Origin of the sequence: Streptomyces sp. NPDC050535 (assembly GCF_044457665.1) — a bacterium.
Lineage (GTDB): Bacteria > Actinomycetota > Actinomycetes > Streptomycetales > Streptomycetaceae > Streptomyces.
In genome coordinates this window covers 22,115-44,811 of record NZ_JBITHE010000016.1, presented here as the reverse complement: position 1 = coordinate 44,811, position 22,697 = coordinate 22,115, and the positions used below count along the sequence as shown (strand labels likewise).

General features: G+C 72.2%; 18 protein-coding genes. 5 read left to right on the top strand and 13 right to left on the bottom strand.

The genetic code is table 11. The annotated features are described in order from the left end of the window. Nucleotides 1–67: 67 nt before the first annotated feature. Nucleotides 68–1,183, bottom strand: a complete 1,116-nt coding sequence (locus ACIBLC_RS29710; RefSeq protein ID WP_399214373.1) for an ADP-ribosylglycohydrolase family protein — start codon at nt 1,181–1,183, stop codon at nt 68–70. Between the two features lie 321 nt (nt 1,184–1,504). After that, nucleotides 1,505–4,135, bottom strand: coding sequence for a tetratricopeptide repeat protein (locus ACIBLC_RS29705; protein ID WP_399214372.1), 2,631 nt, complete (start codon nt 4,133–4,135; stop codon nt 1,505–1,507). Between the two features lie 106 nt (nt 4,136–4,241). On the opposite strand from ACIBLC_RS29705, the gene ACIBLC_RS29700 reads away from it, so the two are divergent. Next, nucleotides 4,242–4,763, top strand: coding sequence for a DUF2165 domain-containing protein (locus ACIBLC_RS29700; protein WP_399214371.1), 522 nt, complete (start codon nt 4,242–4,244; stop codon nt 4,761–4,763). A gap of 52 nt (nt 4,764–4,815) precedes the next feature. On the opposite strand, the gene ACIBLC_RS29695 is transcribed toward ACIBLC_RS29700, so the two are convergent. Next, nucleotides 4,816–5,766, bottom strand: coding sequence for a helix-turn-helix domain-containing protein (locus ACIBLC_RS29695; protein ID WP_399214370.1), 951 nt, complete (start codon nt 5,764–5,766; stop codon nt 4,816–4,818). 70 nt (nt 5,767–5,836) lie between these two features. On the opposite strand from ACIBLC_RS29695, the gene ACIBLC_RS29690 reads away from it, so the two are divergent. After that, a complete protein-coding gene (locus tag ACIBLC_RS29690) occupies nt 5,837–6,877 on the top strand; it encodes a saccharopine dehydrogenase family protein (protein WP_399214369.1) in 1,041 nt (346 codons plus the stop codon). A gap of 13 nt (nt 6,878–6,890) precedes the next feature. Here the strand turns inward: ACIBLC_RS29690 and ACIBLC_RS29685 are convergent, their stop codons facing one another. Next, nucleotides 6,891–9,476: a bifunctional FO biosynthesis protein CofGH gene (locus tag ACIBLC_RS29685; RefSeq protein WP_399214368.1), complete on the bottom strand. Its 2,586-nt coding sequence runs from the start codon at nt 9,474–9,476 to the stop codon at nt 6,891–6,893. Between the two features lie 482 nt (nt 9,477–9,958). On the opposite strand from ACIBLC_RS29685, the gene ACIBLC_RS29680 reads away from it, so the two are divergent. The 3 genes from ACIBLC_RS29680 (at nt 9,959) to ACIBLC_RS29670 (ending at nt 12,509) form a co-directional block, all read left to right on the top strand. Beyond that, nucleotides 9,959–11,491 (top strand): CehA/McbA family metallohydrolase, encoded by a 1,533-nt coding sequence (locus ACIBLC_RS29680; protein ID WP_399214367.1) that lies wholly within the window; start codon nt 9,959–9,961, stop codon nt 11,489–11,491. A 253-nt stretch (nt 11,492–11,744) separates the two neighbouring features. Then, entirely contained in the window at nt 11,745–12,143 is a 399-nt protein-coding gene (locus ACIBLC_RS29675) for a nitroreductase/quinone reductase family protein (RefSeq protein ID WP_399214365.1), read from the top strand. Between the two features lie 153 nt (nt 12,144–12,296). After that, nucleotides 12,297–12,509 (top strand): DUF4287 domain-containing protein, encoded by a 213-nt coding sequence (locus ACIBLC_RS29670; protein ID WP_399214364.1) that lies wholly within the window; start codon nt 12,297–12,299, stop codon nt 12,507–12,509. A 96-nt stretch (nt 12,510–12,605) separates the two neighbouring features. On the opposite strand, the gene ACIBLC_RS29665 is transcribed toward ACIBLC_RS29670, so the two are convergent. The 9 genes from ACIBLC_RS29665 to ACIBLC_RS29625 all read right to left on the bottom strand — a co-directional run bounded on the left by ACIBLC_RS29665 (nt 12,606) and on the right by ACIBLC_RS29625 (nt 22,636). Beyond that, nucleotides 12,606–13,460, bottom strand: a complete 855-nt coding sequence (locus ACIBLC_RS29665; protein ID WP_399214363.1) for an aldo/keto reductase — start codon at nt 13,458–13,460, stop codon at nt 12,606–12,608. 22 nt (nt 13,461–13,482) lie between these two features. Further along, nucleotides 13,483–14,190 (bottom strand): TetR/AcrR family transcriptional regulator, encoded by a 708-nt coding sequence (locus tag ACIBLC_RS29660; protein ID WP_399214362.1) that lies wholly within the window; start codon nt 14,188–14,190, stop codon nt 13,483–13,485. A 28-nt stretch (nt 14,191–14,218) separates the two neighbouring features. Continuing rightward, the gene (locus ACIBLC_RS29655) at nt 14,219–15,139 is read right to left on the bottom strand and encodes an SDR family NAD(P)-dependent oxidoreductase (RefSeq protein ID WP_399214361.1); all 921 of its coding nucleotides are present in this window, start codon (nt 15,137–15,139) and stop codon (nt 14,219–14,221) included. Between the two features lie 34 nt (nt 15,140–15,173). Beyond that, a complete protein-coding gene (locus ACIBLC_RS29650; RefSeq protein ID WP_399214360.1) occupies nt 15,174–15,926 on the bottom strand; it encodes an SDR family oxidoreductase in 753 nt (250 codons plus the stop codon). A gap of 491 nt (nt 15,927–16,417) precedes the next feature. After that, a complete protein-coding gene (locus ACIBLC_RS29645; protein ID WP_399214359.1) occupies nt 16,418–17,878 on the bottom strand; it encodes an aldehyde dehydrogenase family protein in 1,461 nt (486 codons plus the stop codon). Continuing rightward, on the bottom strand, nt 17,875–19,608 hold the full coding sequence (locus tag ACIBLC_RS29640) for an amidohydrolase family protein (RefSeq protein ID WP_399214358.1): 1,734 nt from the start codon (nt 19,606–19,608) through the stop codon (nt 17,875–17,877). Before ACIBLC_RS29640 ends, ACIBLC_RS29645 begins: the two co-directional genes overlap by 4 nt. A 14-nt stretch (nt 19,609–19,622) precedes the next feature. Further along, complete coding sequence (locus ACIBLC_RS29635) at nt 19,623–20,744, bottom strand: LLM class flavin-dependent oxidoreductase (protein ID WP_399214357.1); 1,122 nt, start codon at nt 20,742–20,744, stop codon at nt 19,623–19,625. 155 nt (nt 20,745–20,899) lie between these two features. Further along, entirely contained in the window at nt 20,900–21,685 is a 786-nt protein-coding gene (locus tag ACIBLC_RS29630; protein ID WP_399214356.1) for an SDR family NAD(P)-dependent oxidoreductase, read from the bottom strand. Between the two features lie 9 nt (nt 21,686–21,694). Next, the gene (locus ACIBLC_RS29625; protein ID WP_399214355.1) at nt 21,695–22,636 is read right to left on the bottom strand and encodes an LLM class F420-dependent oxidoreductase; all 942 of its coding nucleotides are present in this window, start codon (nt 22,634–22,636) and stop codon (nt 21,695–21,697) included. Between the last annotated feature and the right edge of the window lie 61 nt (nt 22,637–22,697).

Here is a 22,697-nt window from a genome sequence, read left to right as displayed (position 1 = left end):
GGCAGGGGCGGAGGGGGCGAAAACCCTCCGCCCCCAGCCCTCAGTCATCGGCCCCCGGGGAACGTCCTCACGCCCGCGGATAGCGGGTGAGCCACCCGGGAGAGGACCCGCCGGGCCCGTGCAGCGCCGGCCCCTGCGTCATCTCCATCGCGAAGTCGTCCGCCAGGACGAGCATCGTGGGACGGCCCTCCAGTTCGGCCAGCCAGGCCGGCGGGAGGGCCGTTTCGCCGTGCAGGGCACCGAGCAGCCCTCCGGTGAGAGCGCCCGCCGCGCCCGAGGGCCCACCGTGGTTCACCGCGAGGCACAGCCCGTGCCGGATGTCCTCGCCGACCAGGGCGCAGTACACGGCGACGGCGAGCAGTCCCTCGCCCGCCCCGTCCCCCGCGAGTTCCTCGACCCGGGACGGCGTGGGCATGCCCTGCCGTACGGCGCCCAGCGCGTGCTGGAGGGCCTCCGTGACCGGCTGGTGCCCGGGCCGCGCGGCGAGCATCCCCAGGGCGCGCTGCACGGCCCCGTCGAGGTTCTCGCCGCGGGCCAGCCCGTGCACGATGACGGCGTACGCGCCCGCCGACAGGTACGCCGTGACGTGTCCGTGGGTCTGCGCGGCGCACTCGACGGCGAGCTGCATCACGAGCTGCGGCTCCCAGCCGACGAGCAGCCCGAAGGGCGCGGAGCGGGCGGCGGCCTCGGGGCCGGGCTCGCCCGGGTTCTTGGGCGCTTCCAGCGTGCCCATCGTCTCGTCGCCGAGGCCGAGCAGGCAGGAGCGGGCGGGGTCGCGGCGGGCGTACAGCCACTCCTCGCGGGCCAGCCAGCCGTCGTCCTTGCGGCGTTCGTCGGGGCCCCAGTCGCTCTGGGTCGCGGCCCAGCGGCGGTAGGCCCGGTGCAGGTCGGTGGGCGGGTGCCAGGCGCCGGTGTCCCGGCGTACCTGGGCGCGGATCAGGCCGTCGAGGGTGAACAGCGTGAGCTGGGTGAGGTGGGTGACCGATCCCCGCCTGCCGTGCCCGAAGGCCAGGTCGGTGAGACCCTCGGCGCCGTACGCCTCCCGGATCTCCTCAAGCGAGAGCCCGCCCAGCGGCGCCCCGAGCGCGTCGCCGACGGCCGTACCCAGCAGCGTTCCCCGCACCCGGCTGCGGAAGTCCTGCTGTTCCGCACGGCCCCAGACGGCACCGGCTGTCACACCCACCGAGACCTCCCAGCCACCGTCCGCACGTCCGACTGCTCTGCACTGTAATCGAACGGGAACGGTCGGTTGAGAGCCGGAACGGTATGCGAAATGTCGCCCGACTGGTCACTGTTAGCGAGCTTTGGCAGGTGTTCGGCGGGGTTCTCCCAGGGGGTGTCGTTCGGATCGGCCCGGATCAGGCCGCGGCGTCCGGTGCGGTGCGTCGCGAGGCGGAGCGTCATCCGCGTACCGGGCGTACTCGGGATGCGACAACGCGGCGAGGTGCCGTGCCAGGCGCCGCTGACCCGGACTGATCCGAACGACACGCCCTGGCCGCCGGGGCTACCGCGGGCCCCGTTCCCGAGCGGTCGCACGCACCGCGTCGACCTGGTCCAGCAGCGGAGCGGGACCGGGCCCGTCCGCCACCGGCGCGGACCGCGTGAGCTCGACGGCGCGGTCCAGATCGGCATGGGCCTCGGCGAACCGTTCCAGACCGATCAGGGCGCGAGCACGGCATACGAGGATCTCCGCGTCGTCGCCCCGGAGGGGTCCGGCCCGGTCGGTATCGGCCAACGCCCGCTCGTAGTCGTGTCGTTGGAGGTGGAACTCCGCCCTCTTCCGCAACGCCCAGGCGTATCGCGGCCGGAGCGCGATCGCCCGGTCCAGGTCCGCGAGCCCCTCGTCGAGCCGGCCCAGCTCGCCGCGGCAGACACCCCGGCTCGCGTACGCCGACGCGTACTCGTCGTCGAGTTCGATCGCCCGGTCGTAGTCGGCGAGTGCCTCCGTGTGGCGGCCCATCGAGCGGAAGGCGTCGCCGCGCTCGCAGAGGCCCCAGGCCCAGTCGGGGAGCAGATCGGCGGCCCGTTCGAGGTCGGCCATCTGGTGTTCGCGCTCCCCGCGGGCGCGCCACACCCGGGCCCGGCGTGCCAGCGCCCAGGCGTAGTCCGGTTTGAGTTCCAGCGCCCGGCCCAGATCCGCCAGGGCCTCGTCGAGTTCGCCGCGGCTCAGCCGGGTGGCGCCACGGGACGCCCAGGCGAAGTCACGTGTCGAGTCGAGTTCGATCCCCTTGTCCAGGTCCCTGACGGCCGCGTCGTAGTCCCCCAGGACGCGGTGGTACTCACCCCGGATGGAGAACGACCGGGCGTCGTCCGGCGCCAGGGCGATGGCCCGGTCCAGGTCGCCGATCCCGGCCGGGTAGTCGCCCGACTCGGCACGGCTCATCGCTCTGCTCCGGTAGGCCCGTGCCAGCCGGGGATCGAGGGCGATGGCCCGGTCGAACTCCGCCACCGCCTGCTCGTGGGCCCCGGCGTGCCGCAGGACGCCGCCTCGCACGGTGCGGGCGAACGCCTGGGTGGGATCGTCGAACCCGGCCCTGTTCAGCAGCAGTTGGAGACCTGCCGCCAGGCCGCCTTCCTCGAACGCCGCCGACAGCTCACGCCCCCACCGTGTCAGGGTCTCGGCGTCCGCGTCCTGCCCTGCCTCCCACAGGGCCCGTGCCCAACGCCGCGCGGGCGCGTCTCCTCGGTCACAGGCGTCGACGACCTCGCGCAGCACGACCGGCAGCGCGGCCCGCGCCCCCGCGCACAGCAGGTGGTACGACTCCGCGAGCCGCAGCTCCCGCCACCCGTCGTCCGCCCACAACTCCCCGGCGTCCAGGTGCGCTTCGGTCTCGGCCCGCCACTGGCCGAACGTCCGCGCGAGCCGGGTGTGCCGTTCGGCCCACCCGCGTGGAGAGGTCCGCCGCTGGAGCCGGAGCATCGGGGCGCGTACGACGTCGTGGTACTGCATCCGGTCCCCGCGGTCGCTGACGAACGGCAGCCCCCGCAGCCAGCCGAACAGCCCCTCCGACTCCTCCTCCGGGCAGTCCACGGCGGCCCGGAAGACGTCCGCGTCCAGCCGCCGGGGCAGCGCGCAGGCGAGCGCGGCGGCCCGCCGCACCGGGTCCTGCTCCCACTTCAGAAAGTGTTCCACCGCGTCGGCGCTGGGGTCGCCCACGTCGTCCGGGCCGGCCGGTCGCGCCTCCGCCAGCGTGGACACCAGCACCGGCAGCCCGCCCGTGAGCCTCAGCACCTCCTCGACGACCGGCTCGGCGACCACGCCCTTGTCGGCGAGCAGCCCCCGGGCCTCCGCGTCCGTGAACGGCCCCAGCGGAAGGTCCGCCATGAAGTCGGCGAAGCCGCCCCAGCGGGTGGTGTCGAAGGCCTGCCGGCCCGCTGTCACGACCACGGCGTTGGCCGGCAGCGAGCCGCCGTGCCGGTCCGTGGTCATCACGTCGTAGAGCCAGCCGTCCAGAAAGGACCCGGTCCGCTCGTACGTGTCGAGGAACAGGACGAGCCAGGGGACCTGGGCGGCGACGTCGGCGAGCTCGGTGAGCAGCACGGGCGTCAGGACGCGCTCGGGTGACAGCACGAGCTGCACGTCCTCCTGGTTGCGGAAGCGGGCACTCAGCCCGGCACGCAACCGGTCGGCTCCCTGGGCGAGTTGTGCCGGATCGACGGCTCCGGCGAGCGCGCCGACGCCTGGCACGAGTCCGAGCCCGACGAGGCTCGCGCGGGCGGCGGTCATGCTCGCGGCCGACGGCTCGGGGCCAAGCGTCTCCACGACGGTGGACTCGGCCTCGTGCCGGCGCTCGCGATGGGTGGCGAGCAGCCGGTCGAGTTCCTTGAACCGGTGCCCCTGCCGGGCGAAGCGGTCGCTGATGGCCGCCATCGCCTCGGGCACACTGCCCACGCTCTCGTCGACGTACGCGGTCAGCGCATCGCGCTCGCGCGCGATCTGCTCCAACTCCCTTACGAGAAAGGTCTTTCCGACCCCCGCGTTCCCGTGTACGTGGAACAGGAAGCGGTGCCGTTCGTCCTCCGGGGGGAGGTCCAGGTTCTCGCGGAAGGCGGCGCGTTCCGCGCCGCGGCCGACGAAGCCGCGGCGCCCGCGGTCCCTGATCAGCTCCCGCATCGTCGGCCTCGCCCGCACCATCCGCCCGACTCCTCCGCCTCGTCTGCCTGGACCGGGCTCCAGTCTGTCCCAAACACCGGAAAAGGGCCGGGTGTTGGCCGTGCGAGGTGTCGGCCATAGTGGGCACATGCCGCTCTCCAGAACCCCTCACTCCACCGTCCTCCACCTCACCTCCACCCTCCTCACGGCCACGGTCGCCCTCTACATCACCCTCGTCGCCTTCGGGAACATCACCGACTTCGGTACCAACCAGGAGTTCGTCCGTCATGTGCTCGCGATGGACACGACGTTCAAGGACGACGACGTGATGTGGCGGGCCGTCACGTCACATACCTGGCAGGACGTGGTGTACGTCGCGATCATCGTCTGGGAGACGCTCGCGGCCCTCGTTCTCCTCGCCGGCACGTATCTGTGGGCCCGGCGTGACGACACCCGGGCCCGCTCGGTCTCCACCCTCGGGCTGCTGATGCTGATGCTGCTGTTCGGTGCCGGTTTCGTGGGCGTCGGCGGGGAGTGGTTCTCCATGTGGCAGTCGGGCGACTGGAACGGTCTCGACGCCGCGATGCGGGTGTTCGTGCTGAGCGGGATCGTGCTGTTGGTCATTCACCTGCCGGCGGGGCGGCGCGCCACCGATCCGGCCACCGGATGACGTACGCCCCGCGGGTTCTTCGCCGGTCCCTGCCGTGGTCTCCCCGCGGGCGTCAGCCCGCGGGGCGGCTGCGGAACGTGCGCCGGTAGACGTCCGGGGGCACGCCGAGGGCCCGGTGGAAGTGCCGGCGCAGGGTGGCCGCGGTGCCCATGCCGGTGCGGGAGGCGATGAGTTCGACACTGTCGTCGGTGGTTTCGAGGAGTTCCTGGGCCCGGTGGATGCGCTGGGTGTGCAGCCAGCGCAGCGGAGTGGTGCCGGTGGCCGCGGCGAAGCGGCGGGTCAGGTTCCGGGTGCTCATGTTCACCTGGCGGGCCAGGTCGGGCACGGTCAACGGCTCGTGCAGCCGCCCGCTCACCCAGTGCAGCAGCTCCGCGAACGCGTGGCCGGTGTCGGCGACCGCCGGTACGGCGATGAACTGGGCCTGGCCGCCGGCGCGACGGGCCGGGACCACCAGCCGGCGGGCCAGCTCGTTGGCGACCGCGGCGCCGTGGTCGGCGGTGACGATGTGCAGGCACAGATCCATCCCGGCGGCCTTGCCCGCCGAGGTCAGCACGCTCCGGTCGTCGATGTAGAGGACGTCCGGGTCGACCTCGACACGGGGATGACGGGCCGCGAGCAGGGCCGTGTGCTCCCAGTGCGTGGTGGCGCGGCGGCCGTCCAGCACTCCGGCCGCGGCCAGCACGAACGCCCCGGTGCACAGGGACACGAGCCGGGCCCCTCGGTCATGGGCCGCGCGCACGGCGTCCACCAGGTCGGCCGGCGGGTCGGCCTCGACATCGCCGCAGGCCGGCACGATGACGGTGTCCGCGTCCGCGAGCGCGTCGAAGCCGTGCGGGGTGTCGACCCGCAGCCAGCCGCCGGTCAGCCGGGCCTCCGGCGGCGCGCAGACCCGGAAGTCGTACCAGTCGTCGGTCAGTTCGCGGTCGACGCCGAACACCTCGCAGGCCGCGGCGGCCTCGAACAGCATCGCCCCGTCGTAGACCGCCAGCATCACGGACGTCACGTCCGAAAGTGTACGCATCTCGTCGTTTCGGCCACTCGTACCCGGCGTCCAAGGCCATGATCATGGCCGTATGAACACGAAACAGCGGACGGTCGCGGTCGTCGGCGCCTACGGGCACACGGGCGCCTTCGTCGTCGGGGAGCTGCGCCGGCGCGGCCACATCCCCCTGCTCGTCGGCCGGGACCCGGCCAGGCTCCAGGCCGCCGCCCGGGCCCATGGCGGGGCGGAGACCCGGGTCGCGTCCCTCGCCGGGCCGGATCCGTCGTCCCTGGACCGCGCGCTGGCGGGCGCGGAGGCGGTCATCAACTGTGCCGGCCCCTTCGCCGACACCGCGCTTCCCGTCGTCGACGCGGCGCTGCGCGCCCGAATCCCCTGTCTGGACGTGGCCGCGGAGCAGGCGACCGTCCTGGAGACCTTCGAGCAACGTGCCGACCAGGCCCGTGACGCGGGGGTGGTGGTCGCCCCGGCGATGGCGTTCTACGGCGGTCTCGGCGACCTGCTGGCCGACGCGGCGATGGGCGACTGGCCGGACGCCGACGACCTCACGATCGCGATCGCCCTCGACAGCTGGCAGCCGACCGAGGGCACCCGCAGGACCGTGCGGCGCAACGCCGGCCGCCACCTGGTCTTCACCGGCAACCGCCTCACCGCGCCCACGGGGCCCGCACCGGCGTACACCTGGCGGTTCCCCGGCCCGCTGGGCGACCAGCAGGTCACCGAGCTGTCCACCGCCGACCAGGTCACCGTCTCCCGCCATCTGCGCGTCCCGGAGATCCGGGTCTGCATGACCCAGGCGCCGCTCCGCGACCTGAGCGACCCCGCGACTCCCCCGCCCACCGCGGTGGACGCCGACGGGCGCTCGGCACAGACCTTCCTCGTCGACGTGGTCGCGCACAGGGCCGGCACGCGACGACGCGCCACCGCGTCCGGCCGGGACATCTACGCGGTTACCGCACCCATCGTCGTGGAGGCCGCCGAGCGGATCCTCGACGGCCGGGCCCGCCGGACCGGCGTCGCCGCGGCAGCCGAACTCTTCGACGCCCCCGACTTCCTACGCGCCCTCGATCCGACGCACCTGAGCTTCACCGCGCCCGGGCTCCACCACGCCTGACCTGCCCCCGCGCTCAGTCCAACACCGGTAGCAGTTCCGGCAGATGACCGTCGGAAGCCGCGGCCGACGTCTGGCGTTCCTGCGGGACCTCGCCGTAGAACGTCGTGCGCGGCTTCGCCGGGCGGCCCGCCGCCTCGGCCACCGCGACGAGTTCCCTGACGGACTTGTAGGAGCCGTAACTGGAGCCCGCCATGCGGGAGATGGTCTCCTCCATCAGGGTGCCGCCGAGGTCGTTGGCGCCGGAGCGGAGCATCTCGGCCGCGCCCTCGGTGCCCAGCTTGACCCAGCTGGTCTGGATGTTGGGGATGTGCGGGTGGAGGAGGAGACGGGCCATGGCGATGACCGCGCGGTTGTCCCTCATGGTGGGGCCGGGGCGGGCGATCCCCGCGAGGTAGACGGGCGCGTTGGTGTGGATGAAGGGGAGGGTGACGAACTCGGTGAATCCGCCGGTCTGTTGCTGGATGCGGGACAGGGTGCGGAAGTGGCCGAGCCAGTGGCGGGGCTGGTCGACATGGCCGTACATCATCGTGGAGGAGGAGCGGATACCGAGTTCGTGGGCCGTCGTGACGACCTCGATCCACGTCGCTGTGGGGAGTTTGCCCTTCGTCAGGACCCAGCGGACCTCGTCGTCGAGGATCTCGGCGGCGGTGCCGGGGATGGAGTCGAGGCCGGCCTCCTTCGCCGCCGACAGCCACTCGCGGATGGACATGCCGGTGCGGGTCGCGCCGTTCACCACCTCCATCGGGGAGAAGGCGTGCACGTGCATGCCGGGGACGCGTTCCTTCACCGCGCGGGCGATGTCGAAGTAGGCGGTGCCGGGGAGGTCGGGGTGGATCCCGCCCTGCATGCAGACCTCGACGGCCCCGACGTCCCAGGCCTGTTGGGCGCGGTCGGCGACCTGGTCCAGGGACAGGGTGTAGGCGTCGGCGTCCGTGCGGCGCTGGGCGAAGGCGCAGAAGCGGCAGCCGGTGTAGCAGACGTTGGTGAAGTTGATGTTCCTGGTGACGATGTAGGTGACGTCGTCGCCGACCGCCGACTTGCGGACGTCGTCCGCGATGAGGCAGAGGGCGTCGAGGGCGGGGCCGTCCGCGTGCAGCAGCGCCAGCGCCTCGTCGTCGCTCAGGCGGGTCGGGTCGTCGGCGGCCGTCGCCAGCGCGGCCCGTACGTCCGTGTCGATGCGGGACGGCACCATCCCGGGCGCCGCCGCCTCCCGCAGTGCCTCCCAGTCGCCGTAGACGTGGTCGTAGTCCTCGCGGCGGTCGCCGGTGCGGCCCTCGGTGTCGATCGACACGTGCAGGTCCGTACGCCCGGACGAGGTGAACGCCTCCTCGGGCTCCTGCCACGGGTGCCCCTCGACGACCGCGTCCGGCAGGGCGAGCCCCGACGCCGGATCGGCCAGCGCCCGTACGTGCGGCAGCAGCCGGGGGTCCAGCCACGGCTCGCCCCGCTGCACGAACTCCGGGTAGACGCAGAGGCGTTCGCGCAGTTCGAAGCCCGCCTCGGCGGACTGCCCACGCAGCAGGTCGATCTTCGGCCACGGGCGCTCCGGGTTCACGTGGTCGATCGTCAGCGGTGAGACCCCGCCCCAGTCGTCGATCCCCGCGCCGATCAGCCGCGCGTACTCGGAGTCCACCAGGTTCGGCGGCGCCTGGAGGCAGGCCGCGGGGCCCATGATGTGCCGGGCCACGGCGACCGTGGCGACCAGCTCGTCCAGCTCCGCGTCCGGCATGCCGCGCATGGCCGTGTCCGGCTTGGCGCGGAAGTTCTGGATGATCAGTTCCTGGATGCCGTGGTACGCCCTCGACACCCGCCTGAGCGCGAAGAGGGAGTCGGCGCGCTCCTCGTACGACTCCCCGATCCCGATCAGGATCCCGCTGGTGAACGGGACGGAGGACCGGCCTGCGTCCTCCAGCACCCGCAGCCGTACGGCGGGCTCCTTGTCCGGCGAGCCGTGGTGCGGGCCGCCCGGTTCGGACCACAGGCGGGTGGCGGTGGTCTCCAGCATCATGCCCATCGACGGGGCCACCGGCTTCAGCCGCTGGAAGTCGGTCCAGGTCATGACCCCCGGGTTGAGGTGGGGCAGCAGGCCCGTCTCCTCCAGGATGCGGATCGAGATGGCCCGTACGTACGCGATCGTGTCGTCGTACCCGTGCGCGTCCAGCCACTCGCGCGCCTCGGGCCAGCGGTCCTCGGGCTTGTCGCCGAGGGTGATCAGCGCTTCCTTGCAGCCGAGGGCGGCCCCGCGGCGGGCGATGTCGAGGACCTCGTCCGGGGACATGAACATCCCGTGGCCGGCCCGGCGCAGCTTGCCGGGGACGGTGACGAAGGTGCAGTAGTGGCATTTGTCCCGGCACAGGCGGGTGAGCGGGATGAAGACGCTCTTGGAGTACGTGATGACGCCGGGGCGGCCCGCCGCCGCCAGGCCCGCGTCCCGCACCCGGGCGGCGGACGCGGTGAGGTCGTCGAGGTCGGCGCCGCGGGCCTGGAGCAGCACCGCGGCCTCGGTGACGTCGAGGGCGACGCCCTCACGGGCACGTTTGAGGGCGCGACGCATGGAGTTCTCGGTCGGGCCGGTTCCAGAGGTCGCGGAAGTCGTCATCCTTCGAGCATACGATCGCGGTGATCAGGGGCTACAGCACGCGGGCGTATTCCTCCACCACGGCAGGGCGATGCGGCGGGGGCGTTACAGGCTGCCACTGGCGGGGCCCCGCCCACTCGGCTACGGGCACGGGCGGCCGTCGGCTGCCACCGGCCCCTGAGGGGCGGGGATAGCCGGCGGCCGGTGCGGGCATGGCTATCCGTAGGCCCCGCCATCGGCCCGGGCGAGCGCCGACGGCTACCGCCACGGCCCACCCCCACGCGCTGCGCGCCACCCGCCCCACTGCGGGCACACCGGCCACACCAGCCACACCCCCCGCACGAAGCCACGCACCGGGCACGTCCTCTGTGTCTGAGCGAAAGGTGTGGATCCCTTTCCCTTGTACCGCAGTTCACGGCCGGACACGACCCTGTACATGCCACCCGCACGGCATTCCCCAGCCCCACCACGCATGTCGGTCACGACGTCTTGGGAGCAGCAGCATGTGTGAGGACACGCACGGCACGGACGGAATCGACGGCATGGGCAGACGCGCTCTGATCGTGACGGGAGGGGCCGCCGCGCTTACGTTGGGAAGCGTGACCTTCTCACCGGGGTACGACGCGGAAGCGGCGAGCGAGCAGGAGACGAGGACGGTGCGCGGCACGCTGCCCACCGGCTCGCCGGACTTCGTGTACCTCCCCGTCGAAGTGCCGCCCGGCGTGCGGGAGATCAAGGTCGCGTACAGCTACGAGAGGCCGTCCGTCCCGGCCGGCACCCAGGGCAACGCCCTCGACATCGGCGTCTTCGACGAACGCGGCACCGAGCTCGGCGGCAAGGGCTTCCGCGGCTGGTCGGGCGGCGCCCGCACGGAGTTCTTCATCCGCGCCGACGAGGCGACGCCGGGCTACATCCCGGGCCGGGTCCACGAGGGCACCTGGTACATCGCCCTCGGCCCGTACACGGTGTCGCCGCAGGGACTGCCTTACGTGATCACGATCACACTGACGTACGGGGAGCCCGGCGCCGTCGTGAGGCCGGTGTACCCGCCCTCGCGTGCCAAGGGCAGGGGCCGCGCCTGGTACCGCGGCGACTGCCACCTGCACTCCTGGTACTCGGACGGCCGCCGCACCCCGGCCGAGATCGCGGCCCTCGCCCGTGCCGCGGGGCTGGACTTCATCAACACCTCCGAGCACAACACCCAGTCCGGGCACGCCCATTGGGCGGACGAGGCGGGTGACGACCTGCTGGTCATGCTCGGTGAGGAGGTCACGACGCGCAACGGTCATGTCCTCGCCCTCGGCACCGACCCCGGCACCTTCGTCGACTGGCGTTACCGCGCCCGCGACAACCGGTTCGGCAAGTACGCCCGGGAGATCCGCCGTTCCGGCGGTCTGGTCGTCCCGGCCCACCCGCACGCCACCTGCATCGGCTGCAACTGGAAGTTCGGCTTCGGGGAGGCGGACGCGGTCGAGGTGTGGAACGGCGCGTACACCGCCGACGACGAGATCGCCCTCGCGGACTGGGACGGCATGCTGGTGGCGTCGGTGCGGGAGGGCCGTGGCTGGATCCCGGCGATGGGCAACAGCGACGCCCACCGCGACCCCGACCCGGTCGGCACCCCCCAGACGGTCGTCCTCGCCGACGACCTGACCCGCGAGGACATCCAGGCGGGCATCCGGGCGGGCCGCTCGTACGTGGCGGAGTCCAGGTCGGTGTCGCTCGCCTTCACGGCGTCCGGGTCGAAGGGCGAGCACGCGGGCATCGGGGAGCGGCTGAAGGTCGGCAGGGACACCCCGGTCACGATCCGCCTGGAAGTCACCGGCGCACCCGGCTGCACGGTCCGTTTCGTCACCGACCAGGGCGTCCTGTTCACCGGCGCCCCGCTGCCGGCGGACGGCTCCGGCACGGTCGAGTGGCGTACGACGGCTTCGTACGCGGCGTACGTACGGGCCGAACTCCGCCACGCGGTCCTGCTCCCGCCGCTGCCGGGGGCGCTGGCGGCGTTCACGAACCCGATCTTCCTGGGGCGTTGACCGGCCCGCTCGGTCAACGCCCCGCCCTCTCGCGAGCGCACTCCGCCCACGGCAGCTTGCCGCCCCTGCCGCGCTCAGGGCGAGGCCTGCCTCCACGTCGCCGCCACCGCGGACACGGTCCAGCCGACCGAGCGCGGCGACCCCGCCGGGGGCATACTCTCGGCCCACCCGGACACCTCCGGCGCTCTCCTCCGGGCACTCGAGAAGAAGCCAGAGCCGACCTCCGGAGTCCGCCAACGAAAAGAGCCCTCATATGCCGCGACACCACGAGCTCAAGTTCCGCGTCGTCACGTCGCTTCAGCGGCGGGTCGGGAACCCGGTCATGAAGCTGCTGCCGACTCAGACGCTTCTGGAGACCACGGGGCGGAAGTCGGGGCTGCCGCGCCGGACGCCGGTCGGCGGGCGGCGCGTCGGGCGGGAGTTCTGGATCGTGTCGGAGTACGGCGAGAAGTCGCAGTACGTGCGGAACATCAAGGCCGATCCGAGGGTCCGGGTCCGCGTCAAGGGGCGTTGGCACCACGGCACGGCCCACTTGTTGGCCCAGGACGACGCCCGCGAACGGCTCAGGTCTCTGCCCCGGTTCAACAGCGTCGCGGTGCGCGCGGTCGGGACGAACCTGCTGACGGTGCGGGTTGATCTGACGGACGGCTGAGCCGAAATGTGACGCGGCACACCTCCAGCGGCCGATGATCCGAGTCGCGCCCACCGGTCCTACGAGTGACAACACCGCCCCGCGGCCGGACGGACGTGGCGCGGCCAGAGCAGTCCAGGAACATCGAGCGCAGACAGACGGGACACCGCCGACATGACCGACACCGTCAAGGGCCCTGCCGGCTACTTCCCTTCCATCGAGAAGAAGTACGGCCGCCCGATAGCGGAGTGGAAGGACCTTGTCCGCTCCTCGCCGCTGACCAAGCACATGGAGCTCGTGAACTGGCTCAAGGCCGAGCACGGTCTGGGCCACGGCCACGCCAACGCCCTCGTCGCCCACACCCTCGCGGAGACCCGCGACAAGTAAGCCGCCCACCACGGGCCTGATGCGGGTCCGCAGCACCTGGCACCTGGACGGCGTACGGGTCCGCAACGCCCGGCAATCGCACGGCGCGCGGTGCCGTCAGCCCTCTCGCCGTTCTCCCTGCTCGAACAGCCCGTCGAGGCGGGCCAGTTGCCCGGGGGTCGGTCGGAGGCGGGTGGCGGCGAGGTTCTCCTCCAGGTGGTCGACGCGGGCGGTGCCCGGGATCGGGAGGATGACCGGTGAGTGGGCCAGGAGCCAGGCCAGGGAGAGCTGGGTGGGGGTGGCGTCGAGTTCGGAGGCGACGGCGGCGACCTCGGCCCTCGCTCCGGAGTCTCCCGCCGCGACCGGCCGCCACGGCAGGAACGCGATGCCCGCCGCCTCGCAGGCCGCGAGAACGGGCTCGTACTCCCGGTCGAGCAGGTTGTAGCGGTTCTGGACGCTGGCGATGTCGACGATCTCCCGTGACCGGTCGAGTTCGGTGACGGTCACCTCGGACAGACCGATCCGGCCCACCTTGCCCTCGGCCCGGAGCTCCCGCAGCGTGCCGAGCTGGTCGGCGAGCGGGGTCTCAGGATCGATGCGGTGGAGCTGGAGCAGCTCGATCCGGTCGACGCGGAGCCGGCGCAGGGCCGTGTCGACCTGAGCGCGCAGCACGGCCGGGCGGCCGTCAAGACCCCACTCGCCCGTCGACTCCGAGCGCGCGACACCGACCTTGGTGGTGATCAACAGCCCGTCCGGGTAGGGGTGCAGGGCCTCGGCGAGGAGTTCCTCGTTGGCTCCCCAGCCGTACAGGTGGGCGGTGTCGATCAGCGTGACGCCCAGTTCGACGGCCCGCCGGGCGACCCCGATGGCGGCCTCGCGGTCCGGTCCCGGACCGGTCGGCAGCCGCATGGCTCCGAACCCGAGCCGCCCCACGTTCAGGTCGCCGCCGATGCGAAACGTGGCCTGTGTCATCCGCTCCCCTTCACCCTCACCGTCACTCGTTCGAGAGGCGGTTCAGCCACTCTGTCAGGAGCGTCGTCTCGGCCGGGGTGAGGGTCGGGGGCGTCGACTGGTGCAGGAGGGCGTTGAGACGGGCGGCCGTGGCGGCGACGTGGGCCCTGTCGGTGTCGGGAGCCGGTGCCGTGGGGGAGTTCATCGCGTCCGGCGTGAAGACCACCGCGTGCACCGCGTCCCGCACCCGCCGTGCCACCGTCGCGTCGGGGAAGGTCGCCGGGCGGGAGACCAGCATCAGGGCGACGCCGACGTTCGCGGACATGATCATCTGTGCGGCGAGCTCCGGGGCGAGACGCAACTTGCCCTGTTCGGCGGCTCGTCGGAGGTCGGAGGTGAGGATCCGGTGGGACTCCAGGGCCGCGGCCGGGGGTGTGCGCATCGCCGGGGAGTTCATCAGGCGGTAGAGGTTCGGGTTCTGGAGGGCGAACTCGGTGTGGCTGTCCCAGCCTTCGCGCAGGTCCTGGACGGGGTCCGTGCCGGGGGCGCGGTCGCGCTTGGTCGCCAGGTACTTGTCCCAGCCGTGGTCGACGACCGCCGACAACAGGCCTTCCTTGTCCCCGAAGTGACGGTAGAGCGCCGGGGCACCGACCCCGGCCGCCTCGCAGACCGCCCGGGTCGAGACATCACCGTCCGGGGACTCCGCGACCAGCCTGGCCGCCACTTCGAGTATGCGCGCTTTCGTACTCACGACAGCGACGTTAACGGACGTCACGTGGTCAGACTCCCGGCCGGCCGGCGAGGTGCGGGGCCAGGAGGTCGTCCAGGCCGATCCGCTCCAGGAACTCGGCGCGGACGCGGTCCGCGACGAGGCTGACCTCCTCGGAGCCGTCGTTCGCCGGGTCGACGTGCACCCGGAACGGGCGCTTTCCGTGCGGGGTGCCGACGACCTCGACGATCGCGTCGGCCACCTGGGACACGTCCGCGTCGGCGGGCGCGAGGGCGGCCAGGCGTTGCGAGACCTGGTCCATCAGGCCCGCGTAGCGCTCCTCGTACGCCGGGATCACGGTCTGTTCGGCGGGGTGGCCGCCGGTGGCGAAGTGGTTGGTGCCGGAGGTGAAGGAGCCCGGCACGACGATGGTCGTCTCGATGTCGAAGCGGGCCAGTTCGGCGGCGTACGACACCGCGAGCGCGTCCATCGCGGCCTTCGCGGCGAAGTACGGCCCCAGATACGGCGGGGTGCCGCCGCGCGTGGACGAGGAGCCGACCCACAGCACCAGGCCGTGGCCCTGTGTCCGCAGGTGCGGCAGTGCGGCCCGGTTGACCCGCTGGGTGCCCAGCACGTTCGTGTCGTACACCGCGGCCAGTTCCTCCGGGGTGAAGGCCTCCGTCGGGCCGGTCACCATGTGGCCCGCGTTGTGCACGACCACGTCCAGGGCGCCGGCCTCGGCCAGGATCGTGGCGACCGCCGCGTCCGCCGACTCCTGGGAGAGGACGTCCAGTTCGACCGTACGCAGGTCCACCTGGTGTTCGGCGGCGTGGGCCGCGGCCTCGGTGACCCGTTCAGCGTTGCGGCCGGATATGTCACGCATCGCGGCGTAGACGGTGTGCCCGGCGCGGGCGAGCGCGCGGGCGGAGAGGGCGCCGAAGCCGGAACCGGCTCCGGTGATGACGATCGTCCTGCCTGTGTCGGTGGACATGACTGAACTCCTGTGGGATCGAGGGAGGTTGCGCTTACGCGATGCCGCCGTTGGCGCGGAGCACCTGGCCGTTGACCCAGCGGCCGGCCGGACCGGCGAGGAAGGCCACGACCCCGGCGATGTCCTGCGGGGTGCCGAGGCGCTCCAGCGGCGGCTGCGCGGCCATCCGCGCGATGGTCTCCTCGTCCTTGCCGTCCAGGAACAGGGCGGTGGCGGTGGGGCCGGGGGCGACGGCGTTCACCGTGATGTCCCGGCCGCGCATCTCGCGGGCGAGGATCAGGGTGATGGCCTCGACGGCGCCCTTGGTGGCGGCGTACGCGGTGTATCCGGGGATCGCCAGTGCCAGGACCGTGCTGGAGAAGTTGATGATCGCGCCGCCCTCGCGCAGCCGGCGCGCGGCCTGCTGGTCGACGACGAACGTGCCGCGGATGTTGGTGCGGTGCATGCGGTCGAGGGCGTCGAGGTCGAGGTCCACCAGCGGGGACAGCGTCATGACACCGGCCGCGTGGACGACGACGTCGACCCCGCCGTACGTGCTCTCCGCCGTGTCGAAGAGGGCCGCGACCTCGGTCTCGTCGGCCACGTCGGCGCGGACGGCGATCGCCTGGCCGCCCGCCTCGGTGATCGCGGCGACGGCCTTGCCGGCCTCGGCCTCGTTGCCCGCGTAGTTGACGACGACCGCGAACCCCTCGGACGCCAGGCGTTCGGCGGTCTCCCGGCCGATCCCGCGGGACCCTCCGGTGACGACGGCGACGCGGCGGGTGGAGGTGCTGGGCTGCTCACTCATGAGGTGCTCCTTGTCCCGGTGGGGCAGCGGCTTCCGCTCCCCGACAGAAACAACGCTACCACCGTTGCGGTATCGACGCTACCCGTGACCGTAGCGACGCTACGGTCACGGGCGGGCCGGCGCTCTCCCCGGTCCAGGAGCTGGTGCGGACCGGGCCCCGAGCAAAGGGCGCATCCCAGCGCTCAGGGCTCCGCACGAAGGTTCCTTCGGCTCGACCGGGTGGGCGAAGGGCGAGCCCCGTCGCGATCCGCCGGTGTCCCCGTGGCGAACACGGGCACCGCGGCGGACCCGGAATCGGGGCTGCCGGGCCTCTTCGACGTCGGGTTGCCCTGACCCGGCGGGCCGGGCAGGGGTGAACCGCCGGGCCGGCGGTGACCCGCCCAGCCGCGGGTTTCCGCCGAGCTACGAGTGACCCGCCCGGCCAAGAGCGGCCCGCCCGGCCGAGGGCCGCCGCCGAGCCGAGGGCCGCCGCCCGGCCAGGGCCCCGCTCCTCACCCCTGCCAGACGATCGCCTGCACCTCGCTGTACGCGTGCAGGGCGTACGACCCCACGTCCCGGCCGACCCCGCTCTTCTTGAAGCCGCCGAACGGCGCCTCCATGTTCCGTCCGACGGTGTTGACGCCGACGCCGCCCGCGCGGAGCCGGCGGGCGACGCGGAAGGCGCGGGCCACGTCGCCCGACCAGACGTAGTCGATGAGCCCGTAGTCGCTGTCGTTGGCGAGGGCGATGCCCTCCTCCTCGTCGTCGAAGGGCAGGACCACGACGACGGGGCCGAAGATCTCCTCGCGGACCACCCGCATGTCCGGGGTGCAGTCGGCGAGCAGGGTCGGAGCCACGTAGAAGCCGCGGTCCAGAGGTGGCCGCACGCCGCCCGTGACCACCCGCGCGCCCTCCTTCCGGCCGAGTTCGACGTACGACTCGATCCGGTCGCGATGGGCGGCGGAGATCACCGGACCGACCACCGTCCCCGGCTCCCGCGGGTCCCCCACCGTCAAGTGCGAGGCGTACGAAGCCAGTTGCTCGACGAACCGGTCGTGCAGGCCCCGTTGCACCAGCACCCGGGTCGGCGCCGTACAGATCTGCCCGCTGTAGAAGGAGAACGTCGTGCCGATCCCCGACACCGCCGAGTCCAGGTCCGCGTCGTCGAAGACGACCGCCGCGCCCTTCCCGCCCAGCTCCATCAACTGCCGCTTCATCCCGCGCCCGCACACCTCGGCGATGCGCTGCCCGACGGCGGTCGAACCGGTGAAGCTGACCATGTCCACGTCCGGGGAGTCCACCGCCGCCTCGCCGACCTCGACCCCGGTGCCGCTGACCACGTTCACGACGCCCGGCGGCACGCCCGCCGCCTCCAGGGCCTCCGCCATCCGGTACACGGACAGGGGGTCCTGCGGGGCGGGCTTCACGACCACCGTGTTGCCCATGGCGAGGGCGGGGGCGATCTTGCCGGCCGGGTTGGCCCAGGGGTTGTTGTACGAGGTGACGCAGGTGACGACGCCGACCGGCTGGCGTACGGCCAGGGCGCCCAGCACGGCCGCCCCGCCGAACGGCCCGGCCTCGTTGATCTGCGGTGGCAGCGGCTGCTCGACGGGCTCGGGCTTCGCGTACCGGCGGAAGCGGGCAATGCCCACGCCCACCTGCATCGCCCGCGCGGTGCCGGTCGTGGCGCCGCTCTCGGCCTGGGCGAGTTCGGCGTACGGGAGGAGGTTGCGCCGGATGATCCCGGCCGCCCGGCCGAGCACGGCCGCGCGCTCCTCGGCGGGGGTGCGCGACCACGGCCCGAAGGCCTCGCGGGCCGCGGCGGCGGCCGCGTGCGCCTGGTCCCGCGAGGCCTCCGGCGCCCGCCCGACGACCTGCTCGGTCGCCGGGTCGGTCACCTCGTAGAACCCGTGCTCGGGCGCCACCCACGAGCCGCCGACGAACAGCCGTTGTTCGTGGGCCCCTTGGCTCACTTGGTGCTCACCGTCTCGGTGTCCCGCCCCGAGCGCAGCACCTTTCCCGGCACGGCGCCGGTCGGCACGTCACGGCGTATCGCCTCGACACCGTTGACCCACACGGCCGTTATGCCGATCGCCTTCGAGTCCAGACGCGGACTGTCGCCCGGCAGGTCGTGCACCAGAGTGGCCTTGCCGGCGTCGATCCGCTCCGGGTCGAAGAGGACCAGGTCCGCATGCCACCCCACCTCCACGCGTCCACGCCCGCGCAGCCCGAAGAGCCGCGCCGGGTCGTCCGTCAGCATCTTCACGGCCTGCTCCAGCGCGACGAGTTTCCGCCCGCGCAGGCAGTCACCGATGAAGCGGGTCGTGTACGGGGCTCCGCACATGCGGTCCAGATGGGCGCCCGCGTCGGAGCCGCCGAGCATGACGTCCTCGTGCCGCCAGGTCTCCTGCCGCAGTGTCCAGGAGTCGGGGTCGTTGTCGGTCGGCATCGGCCAGAGCACCGTGCGCAGTTCGTCGGCAGCGCAGATCTCCACCAGGCACTCGAAGGGCTCCTGGCCGCGCTCGGCGGCGATGTCGTTGACGACCCGCCCCGTGAGGCCCTCGTTCGCGGCACTGTAGGTGTCCCCGATGACGTACCGCCCGAAGTTGGCGAGCCGCCGGAAGACGCCCGCCTCCTTGCTGCCGGCCCTGCGCAGCATCTCGGCCCGTACGTCCGGCTCGCGCAGCCTGGCGATCCGCTCGGGCACGGGAAGGGCCAGCACCTCGCCCCAGCCGGGGATGAGGTTCAGCGCGCAGAAGGTGCCGAGCGACATGTTCATGGGGGTGAGGATCGGCATGGTGAGCGCGATGATCCGGCCGCCGGACTCGCGGGCGCGTTCACTCGCCTCCAACTGGCGCGGGACCCGCTCGGGGACGGAGGCGTCGATCGTCAGCACGTTCCAGTTGAGAGGGCGGCCCGCCGCGGCGCTCATCTCGACGAACAGATCGATCTCGTCGTCGCTGAACTGGTCGAGGCAGCCCGCGACGATCGCCTCGATCTGCGTGCCCTCGTGTTCGCCCACCGCGCGGGAGAGGGCCAGCAGTTCGGCGGGTTGCGCGTGCCGTGAGGCGACCGGCTTCCCGTCGCCGTCGGAGTGGGTGGAGGACTGGGTGGTGGAGAAACCCCAGGCTCCGGCAGCCATCGCCTCGTGGAACAGGGCCAGCATCTCGGCCAGTTGCTCCTCGGTCGGCTGCCCGCCCACCGCGTCCGCGCCCATCACGTACCGCCGCAGCGCGCAATGCCCCACCATGAAGCCCGCGTTGACGGCGATCCGGCCCTCCAGCGCGTCCAGGTACTCCCCGAATCCGTGCCAGCTCCAGGGTGCGCCCTCCTCCAGAGCCACCAGGGACATGCCCTCGACCTTGGACATCATCCGGCGGGTGTAGTCGGCGTCCTCGGGCCGGTCCGGGTGCAGAGGGGCCAGCGTGAAGCCGCAGTTGCCGCCCGCGACGGTCGTCACCCCGTGGTTCAGGGACGGGGTGGCGTAGGGGTCCCAGAAGAGCTGGGCGTCGTAGTGCGTGTGCGGGTCGACGAATCCGGGAGCGAGGACCAGTCCGGCGGCGTCCTCGCTCGTCCGGGACGGCTCGGTGACCGCGCTGTCGATCACGGCGATACGGCCGTCCCGTATCCCCACGTCCGCGGTGTACGAAGGGGCTCCCGTCCCGTCCACGACGGTCACGCCCTTGATCAGATGGTCGAGCATCGCGCGGGAACCCCCTATGCGGCAGCCTGACGGAACCTGGTCGTGCGGTGCACCGGATCGGTGTCGATCTTCGGAATCACGTGCTCGCCGATCAGCCTGATCGACTGGAGCGTGTCCTCCTTGGGGATCCCGATCGGCACCCCGAAGCTGAGCTGGTCGGCGCCCGCCTGCTCCCACCGCTTGCACTGGGTGAGCACCTCGTCCGGGTCACCGCAGATCAACAGCTCCTCGGAGATGAGGAGTTCGATGATCTCCTCGTTGAACTCGGGGAGGGTCTCCGGCCAGACGGGGAAGCCCTCGGGGCGCGGGAAGGTGTCGTGGTAGCGGAAGACGAGCGACTGGAGGTAGTGCAGCCCGCCGCTCGCCGCGACCCGTACGGCCTCCGCGTGCGTCGGCGCGCAGATCGCCGTCGAGGTCACCATCACGTTGTCGTTGACGAAGTCCCCGACCGGCCGCGCCTCGACGATCGCCGTCTTGTACTGCTCAAGCACCCACTCCATGTCGGAGACCTTCTGCACACTGAAACCGAGGACCCCGAGACCCTTGCGGGCGGCCATGGCGTACGAGGGCGGCGACCCGGCGGCGTACCACATGGCGGGGTGCGACTTCCCGTACGGCTTGGGGAGGATCTTGCGCGGCGGGAGCTGCCAGTGCTTGCCCTGGAACCCCGGGTACTCCTCCTGGAGCCACATCTTGGGGAACTCGGCGATGGTCTCTTCCCAGATCTCCTTGGTGTAGTTCATGTCGGTGACGCCGGGTATGAAGCCGAGGATCTCGTGCGAGCCCGCGCCCCGGCCGCTGCCGAACTCGAAGCGGCCCTCGGTGAGATGGTCGAGCATGGCGACCTTCTCGGCGACCTTCACCGGGTGGTTGACCTGGGCCAGCGGGTTGAAGATCCCGGAGCCGAGGTGGATGCGCTCGGTGGCGTGCGCGAGGTATCCGAGGAAGACGTCGTTGGCCGAGAGGTGCGAGTACTCCTCCAGGAAGTGGTGCTCGGAGGCCCAGGCGTACTTGAAGCCGGACTTGTCCGCCTGGATGACGTACTCGGTCTCCTCCATCAGCGCCTTGTGCTCCGCGAGCGGATCGGTCTCGGCCCGCTTGCCCACGTATCCCTGTACAAAGAGCCCGAATTCCAAGGAGGTTCACCGTCCCCACGTCTCTGTCCGACGTCTCCGCATCGCTGCCGGACGTCGTGATCTGACGATCCGTCAGATTCATCTGCCGCCGACTGTTCCACCGCGCCCGTGAGGCGTCAATAGCTGACGTCGCGTCAGCCGACGGGGGTGGGCCCTCAGAGGACGCTCACCCCCGCGAGCCAGCCCCCGTCGATCACGAAGGGCTGCCCGGTGATGTACGAGGAGTCCTCACCGGTGAGGAAGAGGGCGAGCCGGGCCACCTCCTCCGGCCTGCCGATCCGGCCGAGCGGCACGAGCTTGCGGTACAGCCCGTCGAGCGCCTCCGAGGCCGCCGCGCTGTCGGCGGGGTCGGTGTCCGGGTCGAGTTGCGCCGGGTTGCTCATGGCGGTGTCGATGGCGCCCGGGCACACGGCGTTGACCCGGATCCTCTTCGCGGCGAGCTCCAGGGCGGCGACCCGGGTCAGGCCCACGATGGCGTGCTTGGTCGCGGAGTAGGCGCCCACCATGGCCATTCCGGTGAGTCCGGCGTAGGAGGCGGTGTTCACGATGGTGCCGCCGCCCGCCGCGGCGATCTCGGGCGCGACGGTCTTGATGCCGAGGAAGACGCCGACCTGGTTGACCTGCACGACCCGCTGGAACTCCTCCAGCGGGGTGTCGACGAGCTCGTTGAAGCGCAGGATGCCGGCGTTGTTGACGAGCCCGTCGATCCGCCCGTACGCGCTCGTGGCGGCGGCGACCGCGGCCTGCCAGTCGGCCTCCTGGCTCACATCGAGGTGCACGTACCGCGCGCCGATCTCCTTGGCCAGGGTCTCCCCCTGGTCGTCGAGCACGTCCGCGACGAGGACCTCGGCGCCCTCCGCCACGAAGAGCCGTGCCTCCTGCTCGCCCTGCCCGCGCGCCGCGCCGGTGATGAGGACGACGCGTCCGTCCAGCTTGCCCATGACTCTCCCTCAGTCGAGTTGCGGAGCGACTTCGGCGCCGAACGCCGCGATCTGGTCGGTGAGTTCGCTGCGGCTCCGGCTGCGGAACCGCACCTGTATCTGGTGCACACCCATCGCGCCGTACGCCCGCAGCGAGTCGGCGAGTGCCTCGGGCGCCCCGTGCAGCGTGCGCCGCCCGACGTCCCAGCCGGGCGTGCCGACGTACAGCGGCTCCGTGATGGCACCGATGGTGACGGGGTCCTCGATCCCCGCGCCCTGCCTGATCCGGTGCAGTTCGGCGATCTGCTCCGGCAGCCGGTCACGCGGATCGCCCTGCGGCAGCCAGCCGTCACCGCGCAGCGCGGCCCGGCGTACGGCGGCGGGCGAGGACCCGCCGACCCAGATCGGCACGCGTTCCTGCGCGGGCCTCGGGAGCTGACCGAGCCCTTCGAAGTCGTACAACTTGCCGTGGTGCACGGGGTATTCGTCCGGCCCGAGCGCGGCCCTGAGCGCGTCGACGGACTCGTCCAGGATCGTCCCCCGGCGCCCGAAGTCCACCCCCAGCACCTCGAACTCCTCCTGTACGTGCCCGGCCCCGACGCCGAGGATCAGCCGCCCTCCGCTCAGGTGGTCCAGGGTCGCGTACTGCTTGGCGCTGACCAGCGGATGCCGCAGCCCGACGATCGCGACATGGCTGAGCAGCCGTACGCGCTCGGTCACGCCCGCGAGGTGGGCGAGGGTGGCCACGGGGTCGTACCAGACGGTGCTCATGGCGGTCGCCAGCCGGCGCGGGATGGCGACGTGGTCGCAGCTCGCCAGATACGCGAAGCCGGCCCGCTCGGCGGCCCTGGCGATCGCGACGAGGTCGGCCGGCCCCGCCCCCGCCTCCCACGCCTCGGCGTAGATGGTGCTCTGCGACTGGATCGGGAGCTGCATCCCGTAGGCGAGTCGCCCTTCCGGCAGTACGTGCATCGGCACCCCTTGGAGACTGACGGTCCGTCAAGTTCGTTACACACCGGCCATAGTCGTAGCT